Genomic DNA, 12,323 nt, shown 5'->3' with positions numbered 1-12,323 from the left:
CCATGACGCCCTTCACCAGCATCACGTCCGTCGCGGCCGCCCTGCCCGAAGCCAATATCGACACGGACAAGATACTCGCCGCGCAATATCTGAAGACGATCAGCCGGGCGGGGTTGGGCAGCAAACTCTTCTCTTCCATGCGCTATGATGCGGAGGGCGCGGAGCGGCCCGGCTTCATCCTGAACCGGGACGGGTGGCGCGGCGCGGGCATATTGATCGCGCTGGAGAATTTCGGCTGCGGGTCCAGCCGGGAACATGCGCCTTGGGCGCTGCTGGACTTCGGCATCAGGGTCATCGTCGCGCCCAGCTTTGCCGACATCTTCTACAATAATTGCTTCAACAACGGCATATTGCCGATCATTCTGGACCGGGCGCAGGTCGATCAACTGATCGTCGACAGCCGGGAACTGACGAGCGCGACCCTCTCCATCGACCTGCCGTCGCAGACGGTGACGCGGGCCAATGGCGTCGCATGGACGTTCGACATCGATCCGGACCGCAAGCAGGCCCTGCTGGAGGGGCGCGACGACATCGCGGCGGCGCTGGCGCAGGACGAAGCCATTACCCGCTGGGAGGAGGAAAGCGCGCTGATCGCCCCGGCCATAGCGGGGATCGGCGCCGTTTAACCGCTCTTGTGCCTGTCGCACGGGACCGACGCGCACGAACCGTCATGCCATGCTAAGGACAGGGCCAGAAGGCCGATTTGGAGAGAAAGCCGAAGTCATGGACGTTCTTGAAATAGCAGACGCGCTGAGCCGGGCGATCATGGACCGGGATCTGGAAAGCATCCGCACCCTCTATGCCGACGACGTCCGCGTATGGCACAGCTATGACCGGGTGGAGCAGGACCGGGCGGAGACGCTGGATTTCCTGCGCGGCTTTTTCGAGGCGGCGTCGGAAGTCCTTTACACCGACATCCGCCGGGTGCGCAGCGAGGACGGCTATGTCCAGCAGCATGTCATCCATGTGACCTTCGCCGACGGCAGGCGGATCGAGCCGCGCCCCGCCTGCATCGTCGCCAAGGTGGAAGGCGGCAAGGTGACGCGCATCGACGAATATATCGAACCGCGCCGCGCAGCCGCATGAGGTCGCCCCTATGACTGATGGTCCTAATTCCGCCGATCCGACCGAGGACTGGCGTTCCCCGCTGGAACCCTATCGCTCCCCCGACTGGTTCGAGGCGGAGCGGGACAGGGTGTTCGGCCGCGCCTGGCTGCTCGCCGGGCGAGTGGAGGAAGTGCCCGAACCCGGCAGCTTCGTGGTCAAGCAGTTCGAGGTGCGCGAAGCGTCCGTGATCGTCATCCGGGGCAAAGACGGCGTCGTGCGCGCCTTCCACAATGTCTGTCCGCATCGCGGCAATCAGGTGGTGTGGGAAGAGCAGGGCCGCCAGCCCGCGCTCGTCTGCCGGTACCATAATTGGACCTTCACGGCCGAAGGCGCGTTGCGCGGCGTGCCCGATCAGGGGGCGTTTCCCGGCCTCGACACGGCAAAATGCGGCCTGTCGCCGATCCATCTGGAAATATGGGAAGGCTGGCTGTTCCTGAACCTGTCGCCGGAGCCGGAGATCAGCCTGGACGAGTTTCTTGGCGGGATGAAGGAGTATCTGGGCGGGATCGACTATATCCATGCCGACGCGCCCATCGTCATCCGCACCCGGCTGAAGTGCAACTGGAAGATCGTAGCCGACGCCTTTGCCGAAGCCTATCATATCCCGGCCATCCATAATGTCAGCCTGAAGCCGCGTTTCGCCGACGCCGACAATCCGTTCGGGCGGCCGCTGCTGTTCAGGGCCGTCGGTCCGCATGGGGTGAATTCCATGTACGGGCGGCCTGATTATGCCCCGCGTGAAGATCAGGTCATAGAAAGGCTCGCCTTCGATCCCCGGCACCGGTCCGGCGATCAGGCGGAGAAGATCGCGGCGTTTGGCCAGCATCCGGCGGTGAACCCGACAAAGGCGCGGGGCTGGTCGATGGATGTGAACTATATCTTCCCGAACACGCATCTCGACGCCAATCCGCTGGGCTTCTTCATCCATCAATTCTGGCCCGTCGGCCCCACCGAAACGCGGCACGAGGCGCGATTCTATGTCGGCAAGCCGCTGACGCCGCGTGAACGGTTCGCCATCGAGCATCGCGTGGCCCATGCGGTGGACGTCGTACTGGAGGATCTGAGCAATGTGGAGCGGACACAGAAGGGCATCAACTCGCGGGGCACGGACTTCATGCAGCTTTCCGAGAGCGAGGCGCTGATCATGCATGCCGCCCGGCAGATCGCCCGCTGGGTCGCGGCGCCTACCGCGCGCGCCGCGCTGGACGCCGCATGATGGCGCAGGCCCTTCCCCCCGGCTTCGAGGCGCTGGAGCCGTTCGTCGCGCACTGGGCGCGGGACGATTTCCAGGCGCGCTTCATCACCCGCTATGAAAGTTCCTACGAGGATATTCAGGCATTTTACGACGCGATCATGCCGATGGCCGACCGCATCCTGCAGGCGCTGGAGCAGACGGGGCTGGACGACATGCCCGACGCGCATCGAACGCTGTTCAAGCTGCTGATGGCGCTGGCGCATATCGCCGTGGCGGTGGAGCGGCATCGCCAGCCCCGGCCGCGCAGCATAACATGGCCGACGACGCTGGAAGTCACGCAGGGATCGTTCCCGCCCTGACCGGGCGGACGGCTGGACCGCGAATCCTGTCCCCGATGCCGGGACATGATCGATCCTGCCGGACAGGCGAATATCCACGGCATCGATATGGCATACGGACCTCCGGCAAGGGGTCGGACGAGGGAGGGAAGAGCGGATGGACGACTATGGCTTGCGCGGAAAGACTGTGGTTGTCACGGGCGGCGCTTCCGGAATCGGCAAGGCGACGGCGCTGGGCCTGGCGGAGCGGGGCGCTCATGTCGGCATCATCGACCTGCGCGAAGAGGATATCGCGCCATTCGTCGGGGAGTTGAAGGCGCTGGGCGTCAGGGCCTTCGGCGTGGCGGCGGACGTTTCCGACGAAGTGGCGATGGCGAAAGCCGCCGACGCCGTCTTCGCCGCGCTGGGGGATGTCCACGGCCTTGTCACCTGCGCCGGAACGGCGGGCAACGGCAAGGCGGAGGATTTCCCCATATCGGAATGGCACCGCATCATGGACGTCAACGTGCTGGGCACGTTCCTGGCGTGCCAGTTGTTCGGCCGCGCCATGATCGATCGCAAGCAAGGCAGCATCGTCTGCATCGGTTCGCTGGCGGGGATGGGCGCGCATGCGGGGCGGCTGGCCTATTCGGTGTCCAAATTCGCCGTGCATGGCGTGGTCAAGGGGCTGGCGCTGGAATGGGGGCGGCATAATGTCCGCGTGAACTGCATCGCGCCGTCCATCATCAGCACGCCGATGGCGGAGCGGGCGCTGCCCCAATATTTTCTGGATTCCATCGTGGACCGCACCCCCGCCGGGCGCATCGGCCAGGCTGAGGATATTTCGGCCATGGTGCTGATGCTGCTGAGCGATGCGGCGCCCTATGTGAACGGGGTGGTGCTGCCGGTCGACGGCGCGGTGACCGCCGGTTATTTCACCCAGCGGAGCGGGGCCGACCTGCAATCCAAGCGCCTGCTGGAAGCCGGCGTGTACGAGAATTGACGATGCATATGGCCACAACATCGCCCGGCGCGGCCGAAGCGCAGCCGTCCGCCGCGAATATGCGGCAGGCCTGGTATATCGTCATCCTGCTGACGATCCTCTACGCGCTGTCCTTCACCGACAGGCTGCTGCTCGCGCTGCTGGCGCAGCCGGTGGCGTCCGCCCTGTCGCTCAGCGACGGGCAACTCGCTCTGCTGCTGGGTGCGGGTTTCGCGGTGGTCTACGCATTGAGCGGCGTGCCGATCGCGGACCGCATCGATCGCGGCGACCGCGTCAGGATCGTGGTGCTGGGCGTCGCGACCTGGAGCGGCATGACCATCGGTTCGGCCTTCGCCACCGATTTCTGGACCCTGCTAATCATGCGGGCCGGGGTCGCGCTGGGTGAGGCGGTGCTGACCCCGGCGGCGGTTTCGCTGATTGGCGACCTGTTCCCACGGGACAAGAGGGCCGTGCCCACGGCGGTCTATGGATCGATGGGCAGCATCATGAGCACGGGGGCGTTTATCATCGGCGGCGCTGCCCTTGGCCTGTCCGGCAGGCTGGAGGCGACGACGGGAATGGCAGCATGGCAATTGACCTTCATCCTGCTGGGCGTTCCGGGATTGCTGCTCTCCGTCCTGATCCTGACGACCGTGCGCGACCCGCGCCATGCCCCTTCCGGGACGGGTTCGCCCATGGCGGCGACCGGCTTTGCCGAGATGATGGGCTATTTGCGGCGGCACTGGACATTCTATCTGCCCTTCTATGCCGGGCTGGGCCTGATCACGATGGTGTCGATGGGCACGATCAGTTGGATGCCGACGCTGATCGTCCGCAATTTCGGGGAAACCGCCGCGAATGCGGGCTATCTGGTCGGTGGCGCGGGGCTGACGGCCGGAATCCTCTCAACCATGTTCTGGCCATGGCTGGCCCAGAATTTCGCGCGGCGCGGGCGCACCGACGGCACCATCGTGGGCCTGATGGCCAGCAGCATATTGGCCACCGTCGCGCTGGTCGGCGGGCTTGGGCTTGGCGGGTTGCCGCTGGTCCTGACGGCTTTCTTCCTGGCTATGGTGGGTCTGGCGTCGGTGGCGGTGCTGGGGCCGCTGGCGCTGCAATTTTTCGGGCCGCGTGCGATCCGCGCCCGTCTCACCTCGCTCTTCATCCTCGCCACCGCCTTGTTCGGATATGCCGTCGGGCCGATCACGGTCGTTGAATTTTCGCGATTCTGGCTCGGCCCTGCGGCGTTGACCTATGGCGTCGTCCTGAATGCGGCGATGGCGGGTACGCTGGCGGCCGTCGCCTTCGCCCTGTGCGCCCGCGCAAGCCGCGCCATGGCCGCCCAGGATAATTGATTCAGGGGACCCCATATGATCGAACTTTTCACGTCCGGCGCGCCCAGCCCCCGCAAAGTGTCCATCATGCTGGAAGAGGTGGGGCTTCCCTATAAATGGCATTGGATCAACGTCTATGCCGCTGAGCATAAGAAGGCCGATTTCCTGGCGCTCAATCCCAATGGACGGCTTCCCGCTATACTCGATCACGATACGGGGGGCGAGCCGCTGCTTTTGTGGGAGTCGGCGGCCATCCTCATCTATCTAGCCGAGAAGAGCGGGAAATTGCTGCCCGCCAGCGGACCTGCCCGCTATGAGGTGCTGAAATGGGCATCGTTTCAGGCGACCCATGCGCCCTATCTGGGTAATGCCCATTGGTATCGCGTGCTGGCCCCCGCGCCGGAGCGTTATTCCATCGACCGGTTCGTGCAGGAATCGGCCCGCATCTATCAGGTGGTGGACGATCAGCTAGGCAGGGAACGCTATCTTGCGGGGGAGGACTACAGCATCGCCGACGTGTCCTTCTTTCCCTGGATCGAATATCATGACTGGCAGGGGCAGGATCTGGCGGATTTCCCGCATATCCGGCGCTGGTATGACGAAGTTGCCGCCCGGCCCGCCGTCGAGCGGGGGCGCAATATCCCCTATCCCTATACCGAATTCGGCGACAGCCCGGAAAGCCGCCAGCGCGGCGCGCAGATCATGGAACGTCTGGTCGACCCGGAAAGGCGCGCCTCGCGAGGCTGAAGCCATAGCCCCTCCGCCGGCGCTGTGCCGGCGGAGGGGACGAGGGGCGGAACTCTGTGGGGGAGGGAGTGAGTTCCGCGCCCTCTGCTCAGGCCGTAACGCGATAGCGCGAAGCGACTTCCCGTCGTGACAATTTTGGTATCATCGCCTGTCGCGCGGCCTGCATGCTGTTCCAGTCATCCTCTTCGGCGAGGGGCGGGATGGTGACGGTCTCGCCAGCGTCGAAGCCGACGAAGGCGGCGTCGACGAGATGGTCGACCTCCATGACCCAATCCGGCGGGAAGGCGTTGACGTCGCGGCCGGAGCGTTCCCAGATTTCGGTCCGGGTGGCGCCGGGCAGGACGACCTGCACCCGCACGTCGGTTTCCTGCAGATCCTGCGCCAGTCCCATGCCCAGGCTGAGGATATAGGCTTTGGTGGCGCTATAGACGCTTTCGAAGCGGTCGGGAGCCAGCGCCAGGACGGACGCGATGCTGATGATCGCGCCGGAGCCGCGCTTCTGCAGCGCCCGCGTGGCGGCGCGGGCAAGGACCGTCGGGGCCGATATGTTGACCGCGATGATGCGTTCCACTTCCTCCACTTCGGCGCTCGCCAGCGTTCCGGCCAGAGCGATGCCCGCATTGTTCACCAGCAGGGCGAAATCCTTGTCGGCTTCGATCAGCTCCGCCAGTTTCCTGACCTCCGCCGCATTGGCCAGATCGGCGACGAAGGTCTTGACCGAACGCCCGGTGTCGGCATGCAGCCGCTCGGCGACGGCGGACAAACGGTCAGCGCTGCGCGCCACCAGCAGCAGGTCGTAGCCGCGCCTGGCGAGACGGTCGGCATAGACCGCGCCGATGCCGGTCGATGCGCCGGTGACGACGGCCAATCCTTTACTTTCGGCACTCATGGATATTGTCCTTTTCACTCGGTTAGATGAACTTTCGCCGTCACGGAGAGGCCGGGACGCAGGGCCGCGACTTCGGCCTGTCCGGCATCGAGGCGCACCCTGACGGGAACGCGCTGCACGATCTTGGTGAAATTGCCGGTGCCCGGTTCGAACGGCAGCAGCGCGAAGGTCGACCCCGATCCGGGCGCCAGACTGTCGACATGCCCCTTGATGCTGCCGCCGGTCGCATCGACATGGACGACGACCGGCTGGCCGACGCGCATGTGCCGGGTCTGGGTCTCCTTGAAATTCGCCGTCACGTAGAGCGCGTTCATCGGCACCAGCGTCAGCAGCCGCGATCCCGGCTGGACATAATCGCCGACCCGCGCCTGCCTGTTGCCCACGACGCCGTCGATCGGGGCGTGGATCACCGCGTGTCCCAGATCCTGCCGCGCCAGGTCGAGAGCGGCGACAGCCCGTTGGCGCTGCGCGATCGCCTTGGAAAGCGCGGCCTGAAGCGAGGCCCGGCGTGCGCTGGTCACATCGGCTTCGCGCTGCGCGACGCCGAGTTCGGCCTGCGCCCGGGCGGCGGTCTGCGTCGCCCCGATGGCGGTGGTGCGATAGAGATCGGCATCGCGCCGCGCCACGGCGCCGGTCGCGACCAGAGCCTCATAACGGCGGCGGTCGGCGTCGGCGCGCTCGGCCTCCGCCAATGAAGAGCGGATCGCCGTGCCCCGCGCCGCGATGTTGGCGCTCGCCAGACGTTCCTCGGCGCTCAGGCTGACCAGCGCGGCCCGCGCGGCCGCCACATCGGCGTCGGCGTCGGCCAGATCGGCCTGCGCGGAGGCGGTCTTCGCCGCGAATTCCTCCGGATCTATGCGGATCAGGGGCGCACCGGCCCGTACCGCCTGATTGTCGCGCACCAGCACCTGTTCGACCAGTCCGCGCACCTTCGGCGCGACCGTCGTGGCGTCCGCGCCGACATAGGCGTCGTCGGTCGATTCGGATGTGGGCTTGGCCGTGATCCAGTAAATGCCGCCCAGCGCGGCGACCACGGCGACACCGAACGCGAAGGAGGATCGCGAGCGCAGCGGCATCCGCCGGGCGGGCGCTTCGCCATGCGAGTCGCCATCCTCCCGTGGGGAGGATGGTTCGGCCCGCTTCAACTCGACCAGGCTGTCGTCAACGGCTTCCGCCCGCATCACCATATTCCCTGAACCGCTTGATTGGATGACGATCATCATATAGATGACGATCATCATATGTCCAGAGGGGAAGTTTCTCCGTCATGCAATGGTTGTCCCGAAGGCTAGGGGGATTGACGCAGGATTGGTCGCACGATCCGTCCGCCATGCCCAATTCCCGCAAATATCTGATCTGCCTGGTGATGGCCTTCGGCCAGTTCATGGCCCTGTTCGACATCCAGATCGTGTCGGCCTCGCTCAGCGATGTGCAGGCGGGACTCGCGGCCGGGCCGGATGAGGTCAGTTGGGTGCAGACCGCCTATCTGATGGCCGAACTGGTCATGATTCCGCTTTCCGCCTATCTCGCGCGCGCCATGTCGTCGCGCTGGCTGTTCGTCTTTTCATGCGGGGCCTTCACCTTCTTCAGCCTGATGTGCGGCCTGTCCTGGAACATCGAATCGATGATCGTCTTCCGTGCGCTTCAGGGTTTCACGGGCGGCGCGATGGTGCCGCTGGTGTTCGCGGTCGGCTTTACCATCTTCACCGGCAAGCAGCGGTCGGTCAGCGCCGCGATTCTGGGCATGGTGACGGTGCTCGCCCCCACGCTGGGCCCGACGGCGGGCGGGCTGATCACCGACAAGCTGGACTGGCGCTGGCTGTTCTTCATCAACGTGCTGCCCGGCATCGTCGTGGCTATCCTGTCCATGCTGATCGTGCGCGTCGACAAAGGGAACCTGTCGATGATCCGGAAGATCGACTGGAGCCATTTCATCGCCATGGCGGTCTTTCTGGGCGGGCTGGAATATGTGCTGGAGGAGGGGCCGAAGAAGGATTGGCTGGGCGATCCGACCGTCGCCATCGTCGCCTGGCTCAGCTTCGTGGCGTTCATCCTGTTCCTGCAACGCGCCTTCCGGTCCGACAATCCGCTCGTCTCGCTGCGGCCGCTGCGAAAGCCGATGTTCGCCTTCGCCTGCCTGTTCAGTCTGGTGACCGGATTCGGCATGTATTCGTCCATCTATCTGGTGCCCCTCTATCTGGCGCGGGTTCGCGGATACGATTCGCTCCAGATCGGCACGACCGTCGTGGTGGTGGGCGCGGCGCAGCTTGTCAGCACGATCATCGCCGCATCCCTGATCCAGCGCGTCGACCTGCGCTGGATGATCAGCGCGGGCCTGCTGCTGTTCGCCGCCAGCCTCTGGCAGACATCCTATTTCACGCCGCAATGGGGATTTTGGGAACTGGCTCTGCCGCAGGCGTTGCGCGGGCTGGCCATGATGCTGTGCGTCGTTCCCTGCGTGAACATGGCGCTGACGCCGTTCACGGCCGCCGAACTTCCCGCCGCGTCGGGGCTGTTCAACGTCATGCGCAATCTGGGCGGCGCGATAGGCATCGCCGTGGTGAACACCTGGTTGCAGGACAATAGCCGGATCGCGGCCTCCCGGATCGGGGAGGCGATGGGGCACCGCCAGCAGGGCGCGCAGGATATGGTGACGGCGCTGGCCACCCGCTTTTCGACCCAATTTCCCGACCCCGTGGTGGCGACGACGCTGGCCAAGGCGCAACTGGCGCGACTCATCGGCCAGCATGCCGTCACCCTGGCCTTCAACGACGCCTTTCGCCTGATGTGCTGGATGTTCCTTGGCGCGCTGATGCTCGTGCCGCTGTGCAAGCCGGTCAGGGCCGGGCATTCGCCCGACGCCGCCGCGGCCCATTGATGGAGATGTCCATGCGTACCCTGTCCATATTATTGCTTTCCCTCTCCGTCGGCGGCTGCGCGACCGGCCCGGCCTATCATCGACCCGATGTCCGGTTGACGGAGCAATTTTCCGCTCAGCCCTCGCTTCAACAGGCGAAGACGGATTGGTGGCGCGAATTCAACGATCCCCTGCTCGACAGGATCGTTGATCGAGCCCTCGCCCAGAATCTCGATCTCGCGGTCGCAGCCGCCCGCGTCGCGCAGGCGAGAGCGGCCGCCGGAGCGGCGGGAGCGGCGCTGTTGCCGACGCTGGACGGCGGGGCGTCCGCCGCCGCGAACCGGCAATCGACCCATTCGTCCATCGGCAGGGTCGCCCAAAGGCTGGGAATGCCCCGCAACTACGAACAATATGACGTCGGCGCGCAGGCAAGCTGGGAAATCGACCTGTTCGGCGGCCTGTCGGGCGAGCGCCGCGCGGCGCGGGCCGAATATGCGGGCAATCTGGCCGATCAGGAAGCGGTCCGCCTGAGCGTGGTGGCGGAGGTCGTGGACGCCTATCTCAACATGCGTGGCCTTCAGGCGCAACTTGCCGTGGCGGAAAAGCAGGTCGGCATCGAGAGTTCGCTCGTCGACCTGATCCGGCAGCGCGTAGGGCAGGGGATCGCCGCCGAACGCGAACTGAACCGCGTGCTGGGCGAACAGCGCGGCGTGGAAGCGTCGATAGCGCCCCTGCGCGCCGGCATCGCGGCGCAGATGAACCGGCTCGACATCCTCATGGGCCAGCAGGCGGGAACCGACCGGGCGGAACTGTCCATCGCCGCCGCCACCCCCGGCGCCCTGTTGCCGAGGGGAGACGCCAATCCGGCCGAGTTGCTGCGCAGGCGCCCGGACATCGTCGCGGCCGAACGTCGTCTCGTCGCCGCCAATGCGCGGATCGGGGCCGCCATGGCCGAATATTATCCGCATCTGACGCTTTCCGGCCTGTTCGACGTGATCAGTCTGGGTACGAGCAATCTGTTCACTGGCGGTTCGGTGCAGGCGAGCGGCGGCGCGGGAATACGCTGGCGCCTGTTCGATTTCGGGCGGATCGATGCCGATGTCGCGCAGGCAAGGGGTCGCGAAGCTGAGGCGCTTGCCCGCTACCGTTCGTCGGTGCTGCGGGCGACGGAGGATGTGGAAACCGCCCTTGTCCAGTTGAGCGAGGGCAGGGTCCAGATCGACAAGCTGGAACAGCAGGTGGCCGCCTTGACGATTGCACGCGATCAGGCGCGGCATGCATATGAAAATGGCGCGGTGGCGTTATTGGATGTGCTGGATGCGGATCAGGCGGTGCTCGACGCATCCAGCAGGCTGGAACAGGCGCGGGCGGGCGTCGCCCGTGCATCGGTTGCGGCCATAAGGGCTTTAGGTGGAGGATATCGGGAGATTTGATATGCGACGCAGTGCTGCGCAGAAGGAGGAAACGAGGAAACGCATCCTGGAAGAGGCTGCCATGGCGATGCGAGTCCAGGGGCATGAGGGGATCAGCGTCGCTGATCTGATGAAGCGCGCCGGGCTGACCCATGGCGGCTTCTACGCGCATTTTGCGTCCAGGGACGATCTGGTCGCCCATGCCGTTGATCGGATGTTCAACGACAGCAGGGCGATATTGCGCCAATATCTGGGCGAAAAGCCGGATGCCGACGGACTGGCGGCGCTGATCGACTTCTATCTTTCCGAACATGCCATGCTGCGGATGGAGCAGGCTTGCCCCCTGCCGACGCTTTCGGGCGAAGCCAGCCGCCTCCCAAAGGCTGCGCGCCAACGGTTCGAGGTCGGGCTGGACACTTTCCGGGACGGCATCCGCCGCGCCCTGGAAAGCAGCGGCGTGCGCGATGCGGAGGGTCTGGCTTCTTCCGTCATGGCCGAGATGATCGGCACGATGGCGATGGCCAGGGTGATGTCGGACAAGGATCGGGCATTGGCCATTCTGAGTGCATCGCGGCATAATCTGAAGGAACGTCTTGGCCTTGCCATGAAATGATACGGCGGCCACTTGCCAGTCGTCGCCCTTTGCATCATGTGCCAAGGAGCAGCACCCCTGGCGCGGGCAACGCCGAAGCGATTTCAAGGCGGCGGGAAATTCGCCGACACCATCCTGAAACGGGAGACCCTATATGGCCGATACGGAACGAAGCGCGCTGATCGTCGGCGTCGGTGCGATTGCGGGTCTTGGCGCGGCTTATGGCCGCCGCTTCGCGAAGGCGGGCTATCGCGTGACGCTGGCGGGCCGGACGCTGGAAAAGGTGGAAGCCGCGGCGGAGGATATTTGCCGGGCCGGTGGACAGGCGCAGGCGATCATCGGCGACGCCAGCGTCGAGGAGGATGCTGTCCGCTTCGCTACCGAGGCGGAGAAATGGGGGCCGATCGACGTGGCCGTCCATAATGCCGGAACCAACCGGCGCGATTCCTTCCTGGATCTGGAGGTCGCCAATCTGGAGCAGCTTTGGCGCGAACATACGCTTGGGGCCTTTCTGACCGGGCGGGAGGCGGCGCGGCGGATGGTGCCGCGTGGGCGCGGCACGATCATCTTCACCGGCGCGAGTGGATCGCTGCGCGGCAAGGCGCTGTTCGCCGCCTTCGCGAGCGCCAAGGCGGGCGTCCGCGCCCTTTCCCAAAGCCTGGCGCGGGAAGTCGGGCCCAAGGGCGTCCATGTCGCGCATCTGATCATCGACGGCGGCATCGACGGCGCCCGCCTGCTGGCGGCCATGCCCAATTTGCGGGAGGAACGGGGACAGGACGGTCTGCTCGACCCCGACGCCATTGCCGAGACGGCGTTTCAGGTCCATGGGCAGCATCGGTCCGCCTGGACGCAGGAAGTCGATTTGCGGCCCTGGGCCGAAGCCTTTTGAGA

At 65.4% G+C, this 12,323-nt stretch carries 13 protein-coding genes; 11 read left to right on the top strand and 2 right to left on the bottom strand.

What is annotated here, in order from left to right:
- Positions 1 to 2 precede the first annotated feature (2 nt).
- From leuD to BV95_RS10515, 7 genes are all read left to right on the top strand, one after another.
- Positions 3 to 626, top strand: a complete 624-nt coding sequence (leuD, locus tag BV95_RS10545) for a 3-isopropylmalate dehydratase small subunit (protein ID WP_037451137.1) — start codon at positions 3 to 5, stop codon at positions 624 to 626.
- 97 nt (positions 627 to 723) lie between these two features.
- On the top strand, positions 724 to 1,086 hold the full coding sequence (locus BV95_RS10540; protein WP_037451136.1) for a nuclear transport factor 2 family protein: 363 nt from the start codon (positions 724 to 726) through the stop codon (positions 1,084 to 1,086).
- A 10-nt stretch (positions 1,087 to 1,096) separates the two neighbouring features.
- A complete protein-coding gene (locus BV95_RS10535; RefSeq protein ID WP_081873344.1) occupies positions 1,097 to 2,323 on the top strand; it encodes an aromatic ring-hydroxylating oxygenase subunit alpha in 1,227 nt (408 codons plus the stop codon).
- Positions 2,320 to 2,661, top strand: a complete 342-nt coding sequence (locus BV95_RS10530) for a hypothetical protein (protein ID WP_037451134.1) — start codon at positions 2,320 to 2,322, stop codon at positions 2,659 to 2,661. The genes BV95_RS10535 and BV95_RS10530 overlap by 4 nt, the downstream gene beginning before the upstream one ends.
- Positions 2,662 to 2,797: 136 nt before the next feature.
- A complete protein-coding gene (locus tag BV95_RS10525; protein ID WP_051749709.1) occupies positions 2,798 to 3,622 on the top strand; it encodes an SDR family NAD(P)-dependent oxidoreductase in 825 nt (274 codons plus the stop codon).
- A gap of 8 nt (positions 3,623 to 3,630) precedes the next feature.
- Positions 3,631 to 4,956 (top strand): MFS transporter, encoded by a 1,326-nt coding sequence (locus BV95_RS10520; protein WP_162179740.1) that lies wholly within the window; start codon positions 3,631 to 3,633, stop codon positions 4,954 to 4,956.
- Between the two features lie 15 nt (positions 4,957 to 4,971).
- On the top strand, positions 4,972 to 5,682 hold the full coding sequence (locus BV95_RS10515; protein WP_037451130.1) for a glutathione S-transferase family protein: 711 nt from the start codon (positions 4,972 to 4,974) through the stop codon (positions 5,680 to 5,682).
- Between the two features lie 88 nt (positions 5,683 to 5,770).
- Here the strand turns inward: BV95_RS10515 and BV95_RS10510 are convergent, their stop codons facing one another.
- A complete protein-coding gene (locus tag BV95_RS10510) occupies positions 5,771 to 6,571 on the bottom strand; it encodes an SDR family NAD(P)-dependent oxidoreductase (protein ID WP_037451127.1) in 801 nt (266 codons plus the stop codon).
- A gap of 14 nt (positions 6,572 to 6,585) precedes the next feature.
- Positions 6,586 to 7,809 carry an HlyD family secretion protein gene (locus BV95_RS10505; RefSeq protein ID WP_037451259.1) on the bottom strand — a complete coding sequence of 408 codons (1,224 nt, stop codon included), beginning with the start codon at positions 7,807 to 7,809 and terminating at the stop codon, positions 6,586 to 6,588.
- A 29-nt stretch (positions 7,810 to 7,838) separates the two neighbouring features.
- Between BV95_RS10505 and BV95_RS10500 the strand changes: the two genes are divergently transcribed.
- The 4 genes from BV95_RS10500 (at position 7,839) to BV95_RS10485 (ending at position 12,321) form a co-directional block, all read left to right on the top strand.
- On the top strand, positions 7,839 to 9,449 hold the full coding sequence (locus tag BV95_RS10500; protein WP_051749708.1) for a DHA2 family efflux MFS transporter permease subunit: 1,611 nt from the start codon (positions 7,839 to 7,841) through the stop codon (positions 9,447 to 9,449).
- A gap of 11 nt (positions 9,450 to 9,460) precedes the next feature.
- Positions 9,461 to 10,861 (top strand): efflux transporter outer membrane subunit, encoded by a 1,401-nt coding sequence (locus BV95_RS10495; RefSeq protein WP_037451124.1) that lies wholly within the window; start codon positions 9,461 to 9,463, stop codon positions 10,859 to 10,861.
- 1 nt (position 10,862) lies between these two features.
- Positions 10,863 to 11,453 carry a TetR/AcrR family transcriptional regulator gene (locus BV95_RS10490; protein ID WP_037451121.1) on the top strand — a complete coding sequence of 197 codons (591 nt, stop codon included), beginning with the start codon at positions 10,863 to 10,865 and terminating at the stop codon, positions 11,451 to 11,453.
- Between the two features lie 133 nt (positions 11,454 to 11,586).
- The gene (locus BV95_RS10485; RefSeq protein WP_037451119.1) at positions 11,587 to 12,321 is read left to right on the top strand and encodes an SDR family NAD(P)-dependent oxidoreductase; all 735 of its coding nucleotides are present in this window, start codon (positions 11,587 to 11,589) and stop codon (positions 12,319 to 12,321) included.
- Positions 12,322 to 12,323: the final 2 nt, after the last annotated feature.

The sequence above is a fragment of the Sphingobium chlorophenolicum genome, assembly GCF_000722875.1.
Lineage (GTDB): Bacteria > Pseudomonadota > Alphaproteobacteria > Sphingomonadales > Sphingomonadaceae > Sphingobium > Sphingobium chlorophenolicum.
The sequence above is the reverse complement of the archived record's forward strand: the minus strand, read 5'-3'. Positions and strand labels throughout refer to the sequence as shown.